The organism is Streptomyces sp. NPDC056222 (genome assembly GCF_042264065.1).
Classification (GTDB): Bacteria; Actinomycetota; Actinomycetes; order Streptomycetales; family Streptomycetaceae; genus Streptomyces.
Genome location: NZ_JBHJTL010000029.1, coordinates 14,748 through 32,893 on the forward strand (window position 1 = coordinate 14,748; position 18,146 = coordinate 32,893).

At 71.1% G+C, this 18,146-nt stretch carries 16 protein-coding genes; 6 read left to right on the plus strand and 10 right to left on the minus strand.

The window, feature by feature from the left end; all coding sequences use genetic code 11:
- Nucleotides 1-26 precede the first annotated feature (26 nt).
- The 6 genes from ACFC0D_RS16200 to ACFC0D_RS16225 all read right to left on the minus strand — a co-directional run bounded on the left by ACFC0D_RS16200 (nucleotide 27) and on the right by ACFC0D_RS16225 (nucleotide 7,423).
- On the minus strand, nucleotides 27-1,277 hold the full coding sequence (locus ACFC0D_RS16200) for an extracellular solute-binding protein (protein WP_376435678.1): 1,251 nt from the start codon (nucleotides 1,275-1,277) through the stop codon (nucleotides 27-29).
- 203 nt (nucleotides 1,278-1,480) lie between these two features.
- On the minus strand, nucleotides 1,481-2,923 hold the full coding sequence (locus tag ACFC0D_RS16205) for a cellulose binding domain-containing protein (protein WP_376435531.1): 1,443 nt from the start codon (nucleotides 2,921-2,923) through the stop codon (nucleotides 1,481-1,483).
- The gene (locus tag ACFC0D_RS16210) at nucleotides 2,920-4,422 is read right to left on the minus strand and encodes a beta-N-acetylhexosaminidase (protein ID WP_376435533.1); all 1,503 of its coding nucleotides are present in this window, start codon (nucleotides 4,420-4,422) and stop codon (nucleotides 2,920-2,922) included. Before ACFC0D_RS16210 ends, ACFC0D_RS16205 begins: the two co-directional genes overlap by 4 nt.
- Nucleotides 4,423-4,431: 9 nt before the next feature.
- Entirely contained in the window at nucleotides 4,432-5,265 is an 834-nt protein-coding gene (locus tag ACFC0D_RS16215; protein WP_376435536.1) for a carbohydrate ABC transporter permease, read from the minus strand.
- Nucleotides 5,262-6,167: a carbohydrate ABC transporter permease gene (locus ACFC0D_RS16220; protein ID WP_376435539.1), complete on the minus strand. Its 906-nt coding sequence runs from the start codon at nucleotides 6,165-6,167 to the stop codon at nucleotides 5,262-5,264. Before ACFC0D_RS16220 ends, ACFC0D_RS16215 begins: the two co-directional genes overlap by 4 nt.
- Nucleotides 6,164-7,423: an extracellular solute-binding protein gene (locus tag ACFC0D_RS16225; protein WP_376435542.1), complete on the minus strand. Its 1,260-nt coding sequence runs from the start codon at nucleotides 7,421-7,423 to the stop codon at nucleotides 6,164-6,166. The genes ACFC0D_RS16220 and ACFC0D_RS16225 overlap by 4 nt, the downstream gene beginning before the upstream one ends.
- A gap of 173 nt (nucleotides 7,424-7,596) precedes the next feature.
- On the opposite strand from ACFC0D_RS16225, the gene ACFC0D_RS16230 reads away from it, so the two are divergent.
- From ACFC0D_RS16230 to ACFC0D_RS16240, 3 genes are read left to right on the plus strand one after another with little or no spacing between them, the layout of a single operon-like run.
- A complete protein-coding gene (locus ACFC0D_RS16230) occupies nucleotides 7,597-8,364 on the plus strand; it encodes a GntR family transcriptional regulator (protein WP_376435681.1) in 768 nt (255 codons plus the stop codon).
- Between the two features lie 31 nt (nucleotides 8,365-8,395).
- Complete coding sequence (locus tag ACFC0D_RS16235; protein ID WP_376435544.1) at nucleotides 8,396-9,160, plus strand: GntR family transcriptional regulator; 765 nt, start codon at nucleotides 8,396-8,398, stop codon at nucleotides 9,158-9,160.
- Nucleotides 9,161-9,193: 33 nt separating this feature from the next.
- Entirely contained in the window at nucleotides 9,194-9,409 is a 216-nt protein-coding gene (locus tag ACFC0D_RS16240; protein ID WP_376435547.1) for a dodecin, read from the plus strand.
- A 9-nt stretch (nucleotides 9,410-9,418) separates the two neighbouring features.
- Here ACFC0D_RS16240 and ACFC0D_RS16245 read toward each other — a convergent pair whose 3' ends face one another.
- Nucleotides 9,419-9,907: a hypothetical protein gene (locus tag ACFC0D_RS16245; protein ID WP_376435550.1), complete on the minus strand. Its 489-nt coding sequence runs from the start codon at nucleotides 9,905-9,907 to the stop codon at nucleotides 9,419-9,421.
- 462 nt (nucleotides 9,908-10,369) lie between these two features.
- Between ACFC0D_RS16245 and ACFC0D_RS16250 the strand changes: the two genes are divergently transcribed.
- Both ACFC0D_RS16250 and ACFC0D_RS16255 read left to right on the plus strand, forming a co-directional pair.
- On the plus strand, nucleotides 10,370-11,383 hold the full coding sequence (locus ACFC0D_RS16250) for an LLM class flavin-dependent oxidoreductase (RefSeq protein ID WP_376435552.1): 1,014 nt from the start codon (nucleotides 10,370-10,372) through the stop codon (nucleotides 11,381-11,383).
- Nucleotides 11,384-11,409: 26 nt separating this feature from the next.
- Nucleotides 11,410-13,764, plus strand: coding sequence for an ATP-binding cassette domain-containing protein (locus ACFC0D_RS16255; RefSeq protein WP_376435556.1), 2,355 nt, complete (start codon nucleotides 11,410-11,412; stop codon nucleotides 13,762-13,764).
- Nucleotides 13,765-13,778: 14 nt separating this feature from the next.
- Here ACFC0D_RS16255 and ACFC0D_RS16260 read toward each other — a convergent pair whose 3' ends face one another.
- Nucleotides 13,779-14,330, minus strand: coding sequence for a YceI family protein (locus ACFC0D_RS16260; protein WP_376435558.1), 552 nt, complete (start codon nucleotides 14,328-14,330; stop codon nucleotides 13,779-13,781).
- Nucleotides 14,331-14,431: 101 nt separating this feature from the next.
- Between ACFC0D_RS16260 and ACFC0D_RS16265 the strand changes: the two genes are divergently transcribed.
- Nucleotides 14,432-15,286, plus strand: a complete 855-nt coding sequence (locus ACFC0D_RS16265; RefSeq protein WP_376435560.1) for a helix-turn-helix domain-containing protein — start codon at nucleotides 14,432-14,434, stop codon at nucleotides 15,284-15,286.
- 170 nt (nucleotides 15,287-15,456) lie between these two features.
- On the opposite strand, the gene ACFC0D_RS16270 is transcribed toward ACFC0D_RS16265, so the two are convergent.
- Nucleotides 15,457-16,206: a succinate dehydrogenase/fumarate reductase iron-sulfur subunit gene (locus tag ACFC0D_RS16270; RefSeq protein ID WP_376435562.1), complete on the minus strand. Its 750-nt coding sequence runs from the start codon at nucleotides 16,204-16,206 to the stop codon at nucleotides 15,457-15,459.
- Nucleotides 16,203-18,146 (minus strand): fumarate reductase/succinate dehydrogenase flavoprotein subunit, encoded by a 1,944-nt coding sequence (locus ACFC0D_RS16275; protein ID WP_376435564.1) that lies wholly within the window; start codon nucleotides 18,144-18,146, stop codon nucleotides 16,203-16,205. Before ACFC0D_RS16275 ends, ACFC0D_RS16270 begins: the two co-directional genes overlap by 4 nt.

Consider the following 18,146-nt stretch of genomic DNA (forward strand, 5'->3'; position numbering starts at 1 on the left):
GATCGCGGGTGTGCGGTCGCTGAATGCTATTCGGCGAGGGTCCGCGTGATCTGCTCCGAAGCCGACTCGGCGGCCTTCTTCGGGTCTTCGCCCTCCAGGACCGCGGACATGTACGGCTTGATGGGGTTGGACGCCTCGACGTCGGCCCACTGCGGGGAGTTGGGGGTGGCCCTGCCGCGGGCCGCGCCGACGGCCATGACGGCGGTGGCCTCCTGGCCCTCGACGACTGAGGCGAGGGAGCTCTTGTTGGGGACGTAGTTCATGGCACGGGCGAGTTCGGCCTGCCACTTCTCCCCGGCCAGCGCCTTGACGACGTCGATGGCCGCGTTCCGCTCGGGCGCGTTCTCCGGGACGATCAGGTCGGAGCCGCCGGTGAAGACGGCGCACGGCTGTCCGGCCTTCTTGCCGGGTATGGGGAAGAAGCCCAGCTTGTCCTCGAGCGCCGGGTTCGCCTTGGTGATGGCGGCGACGGCGCTGGGGGTCGCGATGATCTGGGCGACATCGCCCTTGGCGAAGACCTCGGCCTGGGGCGGGGTCTGCTCGTCGGCGTTCTTCGGTCCGGAGCCGAGCGACTGCAGCTCCTTGTAGAACTCCATGCCGCGCAGCGCGGCCGGGCTGTCGAGGGCACCGATCCAGTCGCCGCCCTTGTCCTCGGCGAGTTCGCCGCCCTCGTCCCAGATGAACCCCGCCAGGGTGTACCAGTCCTGTCCCGCGAGGTAGATGCCCTGGGAGCCGTCGCGGTTGAGCTTCTCGGTGTCCTCGAGCCACTGCGCCCGGCCGGCGGGCGGCTTGGTGATGCCGGCCTGCTGGAAGAGGTCCTTGTGGTAGATCACGACACGGTTGGCGGCGTACCAGGGGATGCCGTACTGGGCTCCGCTGATTCTGCCGGGCTCGGCGAGACCGGGCAGCCAGTCCTCGCTGCCGAGGTCGCGCACGGATTCCAGGGTGAGGTCGTAGAGCTTGTCGGTGTCCGCGTACTGGGCGACCTGGGTGTTGCCGACCTCGATGACGTCGGGGCCGCCCTCGCCGCTGATCGCCTCGGTGACCTTCTTGCCGATCCCCGTCCACTCCTGGAACGTGAACTCCAGTTCGATGCCCTCGTGCTCGGCCTCGTACGCCTCGGTGAAGCGTGCGAGGAAGTCCTCGCTGACGCTGTCGCGCATCAGCCAGACGTCGACCGTGCGGGTGCTTTCGGCGGCGCCGGGCAGGAGGCCGCAGCCCGCGAGGGCGAGGGCGGTGGCGGCTGCCAGCGGACAGACGAGATGGCGGTTCTTCACGTAGGTCACCTTCTGCGTTCCATGAAATGGAGTGCGGCATGGGGAGCTGACCCGTCGTGGGGGGACCGAACGGCGTGTTCGCGCGGGTATGTGGCCTGGATTCTGGTCTGGACCAACCAACCGGTCAAGTCCCGAACGATCCGGTTCGGGGCGGGCGTGCCGGGCACGCCCGCCCGTTATGCCCGGTACGGGCGGGGCAGGTGCTACGGGACGGCCGGTACGGAGTCCTCGAAGGCCGTGCCCGCCGTGCGGTACGCGGCGACCTTGGCGGCCACTTGGGCCGGGGTCAGGACCTGGTCCTTCACATGCAGGACGTAGTCGACCTTCTGGTCGTAGGACCGCGCCGTGGTGGAGGTCTGGCCGGCGAGGTCGATCAGCCACTGGTTGAAGTTTATGGACATCGGGCGCTCGGGGAGGTAGCGGGCGTCGTGGCGGCCGAACTCCTGGCCGTCGACGTAGTAGACGATCGTGTTGTCGTCGATGGTCAGGACGAGGTCGTGCCAGCCGGCGTAGCTCGCCCGGACCTCGGAGTGCTGGTTGACCGCCTCCCAGGGGTCGGGCCGGTAGGTCTCCCACGAGGTGGTGTAGAGGATGTTCGCGGGCTCGCCCCAGCCGCCGTTGGGCAGGTACTCGAAGTCGTACTCGGCGTAGTCGTCCGCCATCGGCGCCTTGAGGTCGTTGATGGTGAAGAAGGTCTGGACGAGACGGTCGCCGTCCGGCCCGGAGAGCGGCGCGTCGGAGAAGCGGACCCGGGCGGCGTAGGTGCCGTTCTTGAACTTCATGGACCGGGTGAGGATCTCTGTCTGCTTGGTGGACTCGGCGGTCCCGGCCGTCGAGGTCCTCAGGTTCATGATCGAGTTCGTGCCCTCCTTGGCGAAGGTCACGTTCTCGGGCGCCCAGCCGGCGCCGGGCACGCCCGGTCCGCCTGAGTTGGAGCGCACGCTCCAGCCGTGGGCGGCGATCGCCGGGTCGGTGTGGCCGGTGTAGTCGAAGTCGTCGAAGAGCGCGGAACCGCCGGTGGGCGGCGGGGTGGTCGGGTCGGTCGGCGTCGGGGTGGGCTCGTTCCCCGCCGGCGCGGTGCCCCAGACCGGGGCGCCGCCGACCGTGGCGGTGACCTTGCTCCAGTTCGCGTACGTGGTCTGGGCCGGGCCGAAGGAGTAGTCGTCGTTCTGGTTCAGCGGCTGCCAGTTGGAGCGGTGGAAGCGCAGCTGCATGTCGCCCGTGTCGGCGCCCGGGGCCAGGCTGCCGGCACCGGCGGTGAAGCCGACCTCCAGATAGCGGTCGGCGGTCGCGGTGGGATTCGCGAGCGTGCCGAACGTTCCGGTCAGATTGGCGCAGCCCTTCACCGCCCAGGAGCAGGCGTAGGTGTACGAGGCTCCCGGATCGGCCTTGAAGTAGTAGCGCACCTTGACCTGGCTCAACGGGACGCTCGACGAACCGGTGTTGACCACCTTGAGCCAGGGCTCCACCTGGTCGCTCCCGGTGGAGCTCTGTCGGTACTGGACGGTGACGGCCTCGCCGGCCGCGGCGGCCGGGAGCGCGGTCAGCGCGGTGGCACCGAGGCCGGTCACGGCGGCGACGGCGAGTGCGGCGCGGATCCGCAGGCCGGCACCGATCGGTCGGGCACTCATCGGTCGGTTGCTCATCGGGGTTCCTCTCCTTGGACGGAGGTGGGGGAAAGGCGGCGCGGCACCCGGAGGGTGTCGAGCCGGGTCCGGTGGTGGCACAGCCGGGCCTGGAAGCCCGGCCAGTCCCGGCGCCCGGTCCAGGCGGTCTCGGCCAGGGCGCAGAGCCGGGGGAAGGTCAGGTACTCGGCGTGCGCGGCGGTGGGGACGAACTCGGTCCACAGCTGCGCCTGGGTGCCGAGGACCCGCGCGGTCTCCTCCGGGCTCCAGTGGGCCGGGGCGGGGTCGGTGCCGTGGACGGCGCGCAGATCGACGACGGCGCCCGGCTGACCGGGCGGCTCGTCGAACCTGGCCGACTGGGGGTAGTCGAGGTACGTGGAGCGGTGGGGAGCCATGACGACCTGGTGGCCCCGGCGGGCCGCCGTGCGCCCGTGGACGGTGTCCCGCCAGGGCATGACGGTGAAGTACGGGGGGAGGTCGGCGCCGGTCTCGGTCCAGCCGAGCGGTCGGCGGCCGGCGTCGAGGAGATGGCGCCCGATCTGTTCCATGAACCAGCCGTGCAGGGCGTCCGGGCCGTCGAGTCCCGCCTCGGCGACGCGCCGGCGGGCGACGGGCGAGGCGTGCCATTCGGTGGTCGGGCACTCCTCCCCTCCGATGTGGATGTGCGGCGAGGGGAAGACGTCGAGGACTTCGTCGAGTACGTCGCGGCAGAAGTCGAGGACCCCGTCGTGGACTCCGAGGACGGTGTCGCACACACCCCAGCGGTCCCAGACGTCCAGGGCGCGGTCCGGTCGGTTGCCGAGTTCGGGGTAGGCGGCCAGGGCCGCTCGGGCATGGCCGGGCATCTCGATCTCGGGCACCACGGTGACGCCCCGTTCGGCCGCGTGCCTTACCAGACCGGCGAGTTCGGAGCGGGTGTAGGCACCGCCGTGCGGGAGGCCGCCGATCTCGGTGAGCCGGGGGCGGCCGGCGATCGGCATGCGCCAGCCCTGGTCGTCGGTGAGGTGGAGGTGGAGGACGTTGAGCTTGTGGAGGGCGAGGAGGTCGACGTATCTCCGGAGGAAGGAGACGGGCCTGAAGTGGCGGGCGACGTCGAGCATGGCTCCGCGCCAGGAGAACCGGGGCACGTCGGTGATCTGCACGCAGGGCACGGACCAGTCGACGCCGGTGACGGGTTCGTCTAGAAGGGCCTGGACGGGGAGGAGTTGACGGAGTGTCTGGACTCCGGCGAGCAGGCCACCGGGGCGGGCGGCGCGCAGCAGGACGCCCTCGGGGCCGACGGTGAGGCCGTATCCCTCGTCACCGAGGCCGCCGAGGGCCGGGTCGAGGGCGAGGACGACGGGGCCGTCCGGGCGCTCGGGCAGCCGGAGTCCGGTGGCCGGCCCCAGGAGGGTGCGGAGCAGCTCCGCGGCGACCCGGGCACCGGGGGCGATCTTGAGGGCGGTATCGGCGTCGAAGGTGAACCTGCCGAACAGAACGGTGAGTTGGGTGGGGTGGGGAACGAGCTGGGGCACGGGCATGACGGCGCGCTATCCCTTCACGGCTCCGCCGGTCATCCCGGCGGCGACCCGGCTCTGCAGGACCAGGAAGAGGACGAGGACGGGCAGGGCGAAGAGGGTGGACGCCGCCATGGTGGCGCCCCAGTCGGTGCCGAAGACGTTGGAGAAGGAGGAGAGCCAGACGGGCAGCGTCCGGTCGTCCTGGTTCTTGATGATGAGCATGTTGGCGAAGGCGAACTCGTTCCAGGCGGTGATGAATCCGAAGAGCGAGGTGGCCAGCAGACCGGGGGCCAGCAGGGGAAGGGTCACGCGGCGGAAGGCCTCGGCGCGGGTGCAGCCGTCGACCTGGGCGGCCTCCTCGAGCTCGGCGGGGACGGCGGCGAGGAAGGAGCGGAGGGTGACGACGGTGAACGGCAGGGTGATCATGAAGTAGATCAGGGTCAGGGTTCCGAGCCGGTCGAGCAGGTCGGCGTCCCGGGCGATGACGTACATCGGGATCAACAGCGCTTCCCAGGGCGCCACTTGCGCGATGAAGACCATGAGGACGAAGGCGCGCCGGCCGCGCCAGCGCATCCGGGCGACGGCGAAGGCGGCGCCGAGCGCCACCACCAGCGCGAGCAGGACGCAACCGGCGGTGACGATCAGGCTGTTGCGCCAGAAGAGCCAGAATCCGTCCGCCTCGACGGCGTGCGCGAAGTGCTCCAGGGTGAGGGAGGTCGGCAGCAGGACGGGGGTCTCGGCCTGGATGTCGGGGGTGGGCTTGAAGGCCGTGGAGACCATCCAGTACACCGGGAAGACGGCGAGCGCGAAGACGGTCGCGGCGGCGGTGTTCAGGGGGAGTCGGCGCAGCGCGCGGGGATTCACCGGTCGGCCTCCTGCCGGAGCATCTGACGGAAGTAGGCGATCAGCACGGCGACGAGGATGAGCACCGTCAGGGTGGAGACGGCCGCGCCGAGGTCGTAGCGGTGGAGCGACTGGGCGATCCGGTACGCGTAGACCGGCAGGGTGGTCGTCGCCTCGCCGGGGCCGCCCCGGGTGACGGCCCAGATCTGGGCGAAGCAGCGGAAGACCCAGATGACTTCGAGGCACAGGACAAGACCGAAGATCGGCCGGAGCAGCGGCAGGGTGATCGAGCGGAAGATCCGAAAGGCGCCGGCTCCGTCCAGCCGGGCGGACTCGTACAGCTCCTCGGGGACGGTCAGCAGGGCGGCGTGCAGGGTGATAGCGGCGAAGGGGACCGACTGCCACACCACGAGCAGGACGAGGACGGTGAAGGCGGCCGTGCCGTCGGCGAGCCAGGAGTACCCCTCGAAGGAGGTGAATCCCAGGCGTACGAGTACCCAGTTGACGATGCCGAGGCGGGAGGCGAAGAGCCACTGGAAGACGGTGGTGGTGGCGATGACCGGGCTGGCCCAGGCGAGGACGAGCCCGCTCGTCACCAGGATCCTCATCCGCCGGCCGAGCCGCCGCATCATCAGCGCGACGAGCGTGCCGATCACCATGATCAGGACGACGTTGACGAGCGTCCACCAGAAGGTGCGTCGGACGACCTCCCAGAACTCCGGGTCGGCCAGGACCGTCCGGTAGTTCTGGAAGCCGACGAACCCGGCGCCGCCCCGGATGAGTTCGCCCATTCCGTACCGCTGGAAGGAGATCAGCAGGTTGCGGACGAGGGGGTAGCCGAGGAGCAGGGCGCCGCCGAGGACGGTCGGGGCGACGAGGAGGTATGGCCAGAGGGCGGCGGCCCCGCGACGCGGCCCGCTCACGAGCCGAGGGTCTTGGTGATGCTCTCCGACGCGTCCTTGGCGGCCCGCGCCGGGTCGGTGCCGGTGAGCACGGCGGTCATGTACTGCTTGATCGGGTTGGTGGCCTCCACGGCGGCCCACTGCGGGGAGTTGGGCGTGGCGCGGCCCTGCGCGGCGCCGGCGGCCATGGCCGCTGTGCCCTCGTCGTCCTGGATCACATGGGCGAGCGAGGTGCGGTTGGGGACGTAACTCATCGTTCTGGCCATCTCCGTCTGCCACTTCTCGCCGGCGAGCGCCTTGACGACCTCGTAGGCGGCGTCGGGGTGGGCGGAGGCCTCGGGGACGATGAGGTCGGAGCCGCCGGTGAAGACCGCGCCGGGCCTGTCCGCCGTCGTCCCCGGGATCGGGAAGAAGCCGAGCTTGCCCTTGAGCGCCGGATTGGCCTCTTCGACGATCTTCGCTCCGCCGGGCACGGCGATGATCTGGGCGATGTCACCCTTGGCGAAGACATCGGCCTGCGGCGGCTTGGCCTCGTCGGAGTCCTTGGGGCCCTTGCCGAGGGCCTGGAGCTGCCGGTAGAAGTCCATGCCCGCGAGGGCCTGCGGGGTGTCGAGCGCGCCCTTCCACTCCTTGCCGTTCTGCACGGCGAGGTCGCCGCCTTCCTCCCAGATGAAGCCCGACAGGGTGTACCAGTTCTGTCCGGGGAGGTAGATGCCCTGCGTGGAGCCCTTGTTGAGCTTCGCGGTGACGGTGAGCCACTCGGCACGGGTCTTCGGCGGGGCGGTGACGCCGGCCCTGGCGAAGAGCTCCTTGTGGTAGATGACGACACGGTTGGCGGCGTACCAGGGGATGCCGAACTGCTTGCCGTCGACCTTGCCGGGCTCGGCGAGGCCGGGCAGCCAGTCGGCGCCGTTCAGCTCGGCGACCTTGGCGCTGAGGTCACGGACGCCGCCGCTCGCCGCGTACTGGGCGACCTGGGTGTTGCCGACCTCGATGACGTCGGGGGCGTCCTTGCTGGCCAGGGCCGCGGTGACCTTCTCGCCGATGCCGTCCCACTCCTGGATCTGGATGTCGAGGGTGGTGCCCTGGTGCGTCGCCTCGAAGTCGGTGCGGAAGCGGGTGAGGAAGTCGTCGGTGACGCTGTCCTTCATGATCCAGACGGTGACCTTCGCGGCTCCGTCGGCGTTCGCGGGGTCGTCGGTGGAACCGCAGGCGGTGACAGAGAGAGCCAGGGTCGCCATGAGCGCGACGGGGCCGGCGAGGGGGCGGATCTTCACGGGCACCTCGATGGATGGTTGACCAATTGGTCAAGTGGTCAGATGCGTGACCAGAAGGTGGCATGGACCAATGTGACCGTCAACCCCTTGAAAAATATGCGCTGTTCACCCAATCGTCGGAGAGGAGGTCTGGTTAGGATGAGACTTACCAGTTGACCAGTCAGGGAGAGCACATGAAGGACGGCCCCTCGGGCGGGGTGCTGAAGAGAGAGCGCGTACGGGAGCATCTGCTGGGTCTGATCGAGGCGGGCCGCCCCGGTGAACCGATCCCTTCGGAGCGCACCCTGTGTGCCGCGCTCGGCGTCTCACGCCCCACCCTGCGCGCGGCCGTCGACGAACTCGTCGCGACGGGCGTGCTGGTACGGGAGCACGGGCGCGGCATGTTCGTCGCGCCGGCCAAGATCACCCAGCAACTCGCCCCGGACGACGCGGCCTTCACCGTTCCCCGCGCCTCCGGAAGCTGGTCCAGCACGGTGCTCGAGTCCGCCAGGCTCCGGGCCGGCGCGCGCATCGGCCGCAAGCTCCGCCTCTCCCCCGCCGCCGAGCTGCTCTACATCGCCCGCCTCCGCCTGGTCGACGGCTCCCCCATGGCGATCGAGCACCTCCACATCCCGGCGGATCTCGTCCCCGCCGCGCTCACCGCACAGGAGTTGGAGGCCGGCGATCTCTACGACCATCTCAGGGACCACCATCGCGTCCATGTCCGGGAGGCGACGCAGTCGATCGAGCCCACCGTCGTCAGCGAGGCGGAGGCGGCCCTCCTGGACGTCCCCGTCCTCTCCCCCGCGCTGCTGATCGAGCGCCTCACCCTCGACACCTCGGGCCGACCGGTGGAGTACGTCCACTCGGTGTACCGGGGCGACCGCTACCGGATCGTCTCCCGGCTCGACTTCACCCGCGACGGCGTCGTGACCTCCTCGACGGCCGGGGATGCATACTGACCGGCGGACGACAGGCCGGGGAGGACATGCGATGGGGCTCAAGCGGGAGCGGGTACGGGAGCATCTGCTGGCCGTGGTCGACGGGCGCCGCCCCGGCGACGCCATCCCCTCCGAACGCACCCTGTGCGCCACGCTCGGTGTCTCGCGCCCCACCCTGCGCGCCGCCGTCGACGAACTCGTCGCGACGGGCGTGCTGGTACGGGAGCACGGGCGCGGCATGTTCGTCGCACCGGCCAAGATCACCCAGGAGCTCGTCGCCGAGGACCACGCGGCGGGCGCGCCCCGGAGCCGCGGCAGCTGGACGAGCACGGTGCTGGAGTTCCGTACCGTACGGGCGGGCGCGCGGATCGGACGGAAGCTGAAGGTCTCCCCCGCGGCCGAGCTGGTGTACGTGGCGCGGCTGCGGCACGTCGACGGGGCTCCGATCGCCCTGGAGCATCTGCACGTCCCCGCGGATCTGGTGCCCGGCCTGACCCCCGCCGACATGGAGAGCGGCTTCTACGCCCATCTGCGCGAGAGGTGCCGCATCCGGACGGCGCACGCCGTCCAGTCGATCGAGCCGACCGTCCTGAGCGAGGAGGAGGCCGAACTGCTCGGCGTCCCCGTGCTCTCCCCCGCCCTGCTCTTCGACCGCGTCACCTCGGACACGGGCGGGCGGCCGGTGGAGTGCGTCCGCTCGCTGTACCGGGGCGACCGCTACCGGATCGTCTCCCGGCTCGCCCTCTCCGACGGTGCCGCCGACCACCCGGCGCCCGACGTGTCGCGGACCGGGGCGTGGTGGGGCACGGTGGAGTGACCCCCAAGGTCCAAGGAGAGGAGTTCGGCCCTCATGTCGAACCACACCTACCGCGTCACCGAGATCGTCGGCACCTCCACGGAGAGCGTGGACCAGGCCATTCGCAACGGCATCGACCGGGCCTCGCAGAAGCTCCGCGGCCTCGACTGGTTCGAGGTGACACAGGTGCGCGGTCACCTCGTCGACGGGGCGATCGCGCACTACCAGGTCGGACTGAAGGTCGGCTTCCGGCTGGAGGACGGCGACTGACCCGGTCGGTCAGGTCCGGCCCTCCCTCTCCTGGGCGTCCTTGAGGGCCTCCGAAGCCGCGGCCCAGCGGGCGCGGACGACCCGGAAGCCCGCCTGGGCGGCCGCGTCGCAGACCAGCTCGTCGTCGTCGACCAGCATGCGGATCTCGCGGTCGCGGCCGAGCCGGCGAAGGATCTCCAGCTTGGTGTGGCGCGCGGGACGGAAGTCGCTGTTGCTGCGCATGTGGATCCGGCCCTCGGGCAGTCCCTGCGCGGCGAGCCAGGCCACGGTGTCCTTGCGGCAGCGCTCGGGGCGCCCGGTGAGATAGACGATCTCGCACTCCTCGGCGGCCTCGAGACACATGGCCACGCCCTGCGCGAGCGGCGGATCCTGGGGCGCGGCGGCGAAGAAGCCCTTCCAGTCGCGCGGCCGGGCCTCCAGGAAGTGCTGGCGGTGGGCGGTGCCGGCGAGAGTGTTGTCGAGATCGAAGACGGCTATGGGCCTGCTGATTCGCGTCACCCGGACAGCGTAGGCAGTGCGAGGTCGAACGCCGACGACCGGCCCTCCCGAGCGGGCGGGCCGGACGGGGGTGGGAGCGAGGCCCCGGGGGCCTCGAGGAGCGCGGGGGCCTCGAGGAGCGCGGGCCCGCCCGGCGCGCACAACGACCGGGCCGCACCACACACGACGACGCCCGGGCCGGGGCAAGCGCGACGCACCCGCGCCCGCAGCGCACACGACGCCCCCCGGCCCGCGGCAGACACGACGACCCGGGCCCGGCGCACACGACGATCCCCGAGCCTGCGGCCCATACGCATATCCCCTGGCCCGGCGCACACGCCCCCGGCCCGCGGAAAGCGACGCCCCCGCGCCCGCAGCGCACACGACGGCCCCCGGCCCGCGGCGCACACGACGACCCCACCCCGACGCGCCGGTGATCCGCCCGTGCGGGAATCCTCCCCGCGCTCGGGCGTTGAACCCATCGTGGCCCTTTCTCTCGACGGCATCCGTCTCTCCGTCCTCGACCGCTCCCGGACCCGGGAGGGCGAGGACGGGTCCGTCGCCCTGCGCGCCACCGTGGATCTCGCCCGGGAGGCGGAGGCGCTCGGCTACCACCGGTTCTGGGTCTCGGAACACCACAGCGTGCCCGGCGTGGCCGGCTCCGCCCCCGCGGTCCTGGCCGCCGCCGTCGCCGGCGCCACGTCCTCGATCAGGGTCGGCACCGGCGGGGTGATGCTTCCCAACCACCAGCCGATGGTCGTCGCCGAGCAGTTCGGCGTCCTGGAGTCGCTGTTCCCCGGCCGGATCGACATGGGGCTCGGCCGCTCGGTCGGCTTCACGGACGGCATCCGGCGGGCGCTCGGCCGGGACAAGGACGACGCCGAGCGCTTCGGTGAGCAGCTGACCGAGCTGCTCGGCTGGTTCACCGGCTCACAGACGGCCCACCCGCAGGTGCACGCCCGCCCGGCCGAGGGTCTGCGCGTGCCGCCGTACGTCCTCGCGACCGGCGAGGGCGCGACGATCGCCGCGGAGGCCGGCCTTCCGATGGTCATCGGGGATCTGCGGGGCCGGGAGCGGATGCTGCGCGCGATCGACACCTACCGCTCCGCCTTCCGCCCCTCCCCCTGGTCCGAGGAGCCGTACGTCGTCGTCGCCGGCACGGTCGCCGTGGCCGGGACCGAGGAGGAGGCCCGGCGCCTGCTGGTCCCGGAGGCGTGGTCGCTCGCGTACTCGCGCACCCAAGGCGTGTTCCCGCCGCTCCTGCCCGTCGAGCGGATCGAGGAGCTCACGATGACGGAGAAGCAGCGGGGCTTCTTCGAGTCGGGCCTGGAGGGGCATGTGTACGGCACGGAGGAGCAGGTCGCCGACGCGCTGGAGCAGGCGGTGAAGGAGAGCGGGGCGCAGGAGGTGCTGGTGACGACCAGTACGTACGATCGCGAGGCGCTGCGCGACTCCTACCGCCGGCTCGCCCGTGTCGCGGGTCTCATACCGGCCTGACCAGGGCAAACGCCTAGTATCGGGGAATGCCCGAGAGCTCCGACGACCACCGTCATGACCCGTACGTCCGCGTCCGCGGCGCCCGCGAGCACAATCTCGCGGGCGTCGATGTCGACATTCCGCGTGACGCGATCGCCGTCTTCACCGGGGTGTCCGGCTCCGGCAAGTCCTCGCTCGCCTTCGGCACCATCTACGCGGAGGCCCAGCGCCGCTACTTCGAGTCGGTCGCGCCCTATGCCCGGCGGCTGATCCATCAGGTGGGCGCGCCGAAGGTCGGCGAGATCACCGGTCTGCCGCCCGCGGTCTCGCTGGAGCAGCGCCGCTCGTCACCGAACGCCCGCTCGTCGGTCGGCACGGTCACGACCCTGTCGAACTCGCTCCGGATGCTGTTCTCCCGCGCCGGCTCGTATCCGGCCGGGGCCGAGAGGCTCGACTCCGACGCGTTCTCGCCGAACACCGCGGCCGGCGCCTGCCCCGCGTGCCAGGGTCTGGGCCGGGTGCACGCAACCAGTGAGGAACTGCTCGTCCCCGACCCGGAGTTGTCGATCAGGGAGGGGGCGATCGCCGCCTGGCCCGGTGCCTGGCAGGGCAAGAACCTCCGCGACGTCCTCGACACCCTCGGGCACGACATCGACCGGCCGTGGCGGGAGCTGGACGCACAGGACCGGGAGTGGATCCTCTTCACGGACGAACAGCCGGTCGTCACGGTCCATCCGGTACGGGAGGCGGGACGCATCCAACGCCCGTACCAGGGAACGTACATGAGCGCGCGGCGCTATGTGATGCACACCTTCGCCGACTCCAAGAGCGCGACCCTGCGTGCGAAGGCGGAGCGCTTCCTGACCAGCGAGCCGTGCCCGGTGTGCGGCGGCAGCAGACTGCGCCCGGAGGCCCTCGCCGTCACGTTCGCGGGTCGTACGATCGCCGAGCTGGCGTCACTGCCGCTGACTTCACTCGCGGTGCTCCTCGCGGGGCACGACGACTCGGAGACCGCGCGGGTCCTCACCGAGGACCTGCTCGCGCGGATCGGCACGGTGACCGAGCTGGGCCTCGGCTATCTGAGCCTGGACCGCACCACCCCGTCCCTGTCCAACGGCGAACTTCAACGGCTGCGGCTCGCCACCCAGTTGCGTTCCGGGCTCTTCGGCGTCGTGTACGTCCTCGACGAGCCGTCCGCGGGACTCCACCCGGCCGACACCGAGGCGCTCCTGGTGGTCCTGGACCGGCTCAAGGCGTCCGGGAACTCGGTGTTCGTGGTCGAGCATCACCTCGACGTGATGCGCCATGCCGACTGGATCGTGGATGTCGGCCCGCGGGCGGGGGTGCACGGCGGCCGGGTGCTGCACAGTGGCCCACCGCACGAGCTGGCGGGCGTCGAGGAGTCGGCGACCCGCCGGTTCCTCTTCGACCGCGCGGCGGTGGCCGAGCGGGCGGTGCGTGAGCCCGCCGGCTGGCTGCGGACCGGCCCCATCACGCGCCACAACCTCAGGGCCCTGGACGCGGCCTTCCCGCTCGGGGTCCTGACGGCCGTGACCGGTGTCTCGGGATCGGGCAAGTCGACGCTGGTGGGCGCGTTGTCGGAGGAACTGGCCGGTGTGGAACGCCTGGTGACGGTCGACCAGAAGCCGATCGGACGGACTCCCCGCTCCAACCTCGCCACGTACACGGGCCTCTTCGACGTCGTGCGCAAGCTCTTCACGGCCACCGAGGAGGCTCGTTCCCGTGACTACAAGGCGGGGCGGTTCTCCTTCAACGTGCCGGGCGGGCGCTGCGAGACCTGTCAGGGCGAGGGGTTCGTCTCGGTCGAGCTGCTCTTCCTGCCGAGTACGTACGCGCCCTGTCCGGACTGCCACGGGGCCCGCTACAACCCGGAGACCCTGGAGGTCCGGCTGCGCGGGCTCACCATCGCCGAGGTGCTCGACCTGACGGTCGAGGCCGCGGCCGGGTTCTTCGCGGACACACCGGCCGCCGCGCGCAGCCTGCGCACCCTGCTCGACGTCGGCCTCGGCTATCTGCGGCTCGGTCAGCCGGCGACCGAGCTCTCCGGCGGCGAGGCACAGCGCATCAAACTCGCCTCCGAGCTCCAGCGGGTGCGCCGCGGCCACACCCTCTACGTCCTGGACGAGCCGACGACCGGCCTGCACCCGGCCGATGTCGAGGTGCTGATGAGCCAGCTGCACGGGTTGGTCGACGCCGGACATTCGGTGATCGTCGTCGAACACGACATGGACGTGGTCGCCACGGCCGACTGGGTGCTCGACCTCGGGCCGGGCGGTGGCGAGGACGGTGGCCTGATCGTCGCCGAAGGGCCGCCGGCGGAGGTGGTACGCGTCGCGTCGAGTCGGACCGCACCGTATCTGGCGGCCCGACTCGACACCTGAGAATCCGTCCGCGCCTACCGGGGCTCGACGAACTGGACCTCCAGGTTGACCTTGATCACGTCGCCGAGGAAGCCGGGGGCGAAGTCGAGCCCGAAGTCGCTGCGACGGAACTCTCCGGTGGCGTCGAAGCCCGCGTGCCTGCTGCCGTCCATGGGGACGTCGACGACGCCGCCGAACTCGACGTCGAAGGTGATGGGCCGGGTCACCTCGCCGATGGTGAGGTCGCCCTCCAGGGTCCAGTCCTCGCCGGCGCCGGCGATGCGGGTGGAGCGGAAGCTCATCGTCGGCCGCTTCTCCACGTCGAGGAGGTCCGCTGCGCGCACATGGGCGTCACGGTCGGCGTTGCCGGTGTCGATGGAGGCGAGGGCGACGGTCGCGGTGATGGAGGAGGTGTCGAGGGTGTCGCCGACGACGAGTCCGGCCGTGAGCTCGTTGAAGCGGCCGCGCACCTTGGAGATGCCGAGGTGGCGGACGGTGAAGCCGACGGAGGAGTGCAGCGGGTCGAAGACCCAGTCGCCGGGGACGAGCGGAAGGACGGTGGTGCTGCTCTGCGATTCGGTGGTCATGGGCTCCACGCTGCCGCCTGGCCCGGACGCGAGGAAGGCCGTGCCGAGGCTGGTAGTGACAGGGCCACCCTCCGCTCGTCCCGCGCTCGTACGATCGGTGGATGAGCGACAACGAACTCGGGGCGTTCCTGCGCGCCCGACGCGAGGCGATGACTCCCGCGGAGGCCGGGCTTCCGGCGGGCTCGCGGCGGCGGACGCCGGGCCTGCGCCGGACGGAGCTGGCGATGCTGGCCGGGATCAGCGTCGAGTACCTGGCGCGGCTGGAACAGGGCCGGGACCGCAATCCGTCCCCGCAGGTCCTGGGCGCGCTCAGTGAGGCGCTCCGGCTGCCGCTGGACGCCCGGGTGCATCTGCGCAACCTGATGAAGTCGGGCATGCAGCGGCACATGTGCGCGGTGACGCCCGGTCCGGCCCGCGAGGTGCGGGCGACGGTCCGGGCGTTGCTGGACCGGCTGGGTCCGACGCCGGCCGCGGTGGAGAACATGCTGGGCGAGACCGTGGCGTACAGCGACGGCTATGCCCGGCTGGCCGGTCCGGTGGGGCTGCTGGACGGGGATCCGCCGAACCGTCTGCGCTTCGTGTTCACCGATCCGCGTGCCCGTGATGTGTTCCCCGACTGGGATCGGGTGGCCGATCAGCAGGTGGGGGCGCTGTCCTTCGCGGTGACCGGTTCCGACACACACATGGCGGAGCTGGCCCAGGAGCTGACGGTGACGGCGGGCCCGGCGTTCTCCGACCGGCTGCGATCGCCGGGGCTGCTGCGGGCCCGCTCGGGCGTCGACCGCTTCGTCCATCCGGAGGCGGGGGAACTGCGGCTCGCGTACGAGGTACTGGAGCTTCCGGAGACCGACGGCCAGCACATGGTGGTGCACCTGCCGGCCGACGAGCCGACGTCGTCGGCTCTCGACGGCCTGATGGGCCGCCGCCCGGGGACCTTGCGGGCGGTCGGCGGCTGAGCGGTCCACGACGTCGGGGTCGGTTCGGGTCGCGACGTCGGGTCGGTTCGGTCGCCGGTCCGGCGCCGGTCCGGGTGAGTCCGGTGCCGTCGACCAGGTCCGCGATGCCGAGGTCGAGCAGGCGCGGACCGGCCGGGGTCGGCATGGTGTGACGTGCGGATGCCGTATCCCTACCGGCGGCCGGACTTGCGCGTCGCCCGCAGCCACTCCTTGTTCATGGCCGCGATCGACGGCAGCGGGATCCCCTTCGGGCAGGCCGTCGCGCACTCCCCGGTGAGGGTGCAGCCGCCGAAGCCCTCGGCGTCCATCTGGCCCACCATGTCCAGGACGCGGGTCTCGCGCTCCGGGGCGCCCTGGGGCAGGACGTTCAGATGGTTGATCTTGGCCGAGGTGAAGAGCATCGCCGAGCCGTTGGGGCAGGCCGCCACGCACGCGCCGCAGCCGATGCACTCGGCGTGCTCGAAGGCGAAGTCGGCGTCGGCCTTCGGGACCGGGGTCGCATGGGCCTCGGGGGCCGCGCCCGTCGGGGCGCTGATGTAGCCGCCTGCCTGGATGATGCGGTCGAAGGCGGAGCGGTCGACGACCAGGTCCTTGACGACCGGGAAGGCTGAGGCGCGCCACGGTTCGATGTCGATCGTGTCGCCGTCCCGGAAGGACCGCATGTGGAGCTGGCAGGTGGTGGTGCGCTCCGGGCCGTGGGCGTCGCCGTTGATGACCAGGCTGCACGCGCCGCAGATGCCCTCGCGGCAGTCGTGGTCGAAGGCGACGGGGTCCTCGCCGCGCAGGATGAGCTCCTCGTTGAGCGTGTCGAGCATCTCCAGGAAGGACATGTCGGAGGAGATGCCGTCCACGTCGTACGTGGACATGGCGCCGGGGGCGTCGGCGTTCTTCTGGCGCCAGACGCGCAGGGTGAGCTTCATGCGTAGCTCCGCTGGGTGGGGTGGACGTACTCGAAGACGAGGTCTTCCTTGTGCAGGACGGGGGCGGCGCCCTCGTTGAACTCCCAGGCCGCCGCGTACGAGAACTCCTCGTCGCGCCGCGCGGCCTCGCCGTCGGGCGTCTGGGACTCCTCGCGGAAGTGGCCGCCGCAGGACTCGGCCCGGTTCAGCGCGTCGAGGCACATCAGCTCGGCGAGCTCCAGGTAGTCGACGATCCGGTTGGCCTTCTCCAAGGACTGGTTGAACTCCTCGCCCGTGCCGGGGACCTTGATGCGGCGCCAGAACTCCTCGCGGATCTGGGGGATGCGGTCGAGCGCCTTGCGCAGGCCCTCGTCCGTACGGGCCATGCCGCAGAACTCCCACATCAGTTCGCCCAGTTCGCGGTGGAAGGAGTCGGGCGTCCGGTCGCCGTCCACCGAGAGCAGCAGGTTCAGCCGGTCCTCGGTCTCGGCGAGCACGTCGCGTACCGCCGGGTGGTCGTCGGTGACCGGCTCCGCGTGCGGGTGGCGCGCCAGGTAGTCGTTGATGGTCGAGGGCAGGACGAAGTAGCCGTCGGCGAGGCCCTGCATGAGCGCGGAGGCGCCGAGCCGGTTGGCGCCGTGGTCGGAGAAGTTGGCCTCGCCGATGGCGAAGAGACCGGGGACGGTGGTCTGGAGGTCGTAGTCGACCCAGAGTCCGCCCATCGTGTAGTGCACGGCGGGGTAGATCCGCATCGGGACCTCGTACGGGTTCTCGGCGGTGATCCGCTCGTACATGTCGAAGAGGTTGCCGTACTTCTCCTCGACCGCCTTGCGGCCCATCCGTCGGATCGCGTCGGCGAAGTCGAGGTACACGCCCTGGCCGCCCGGACCGACGCCCCGGCCCTCGTCGCAGACGTTCTTGGCGGCGCGGGAGGCGATGTCGCGCGGGACGAGGTTGCCGAAGGAGGGGTAGATGCGCTCCAGGTAGTAGTCGCGCTCGTCCTCGGGAATCTCGGTGGCGGGGCGGGTGTCGCCCTTCGCCCTGGGGACCCAGATGCGGCCGTCGTTGCGCAGCGACTCGCTCATCAGCGTCAGCTTGGACTGGTGGTCGCCGGTACGGGGGATGCAGGTGGGGTGGATCTGGGTGAAGCAGGGATTGGCGAAGTACGCGCCGCGCCGGTGGGCCCGCCAGACGGCGGTGGCGTTGGAGTTCATGGCGTTCGTCGACAGATAGAAGACGTTGCCGTAGCCGCCGCTGGCGAGGACCACCGCGTCCGCGTAGTGGGTGGAGATCTCACCGGTGATCAGGTCGCGGGCGACGATGCCGCGCGCCCGGCCGTCGACGACGATCAGGTCGAGCATCTCGGTGCGGGCGTGCATCTCGACATTGCCCGCCGCGATCTGCCGGGAGAGCGCCTGGTACGCGCCGAGGAGCAGCTGCTGGCCCGTCTGGCCGCGGGCGTAGAAGGTACGAGAGACCTGGACGCCGCCGAACGAGCGGGTGTCGAGCAGTCCGCCGTACTCGCGGGCGAAGGGGACGCCCTGGGCGACGCACTGGTCGATGATCTCGACCGAGATCTGCGCGAGGCGGTGGACGTTGGACTCACGCGCGCGGAAGTCGCCGCCCTTGACGGTGTCGTAGAAGAGACGGTGGATGGAGTCGCCGTCGTTGCGGTAGTTCTTCGCGGCGTTGATTCCGCCCTGTGCGGCGATGGAGTGGGCGCGTCGCGGGGAGTCCTGATAGCAGAACTGGACGACGTGGTAGCCCTGTTCGGCAAGGGTCGCGCCGGCGGAACCGCCGGCGAGGCCGGTGCCGACGACGATGACCGTGTGCTTGCGGCGATTGGCGGGGTTGACCAGCTTCGCCTGGAAGCGGCGGGTGTCCCAGCGTTCGGCGATGGGTCCGGCGGGGGCCTTGTGGTCGACGACCGGCTCACCGGTCGCGAAGTCGAGGTAGCTCAT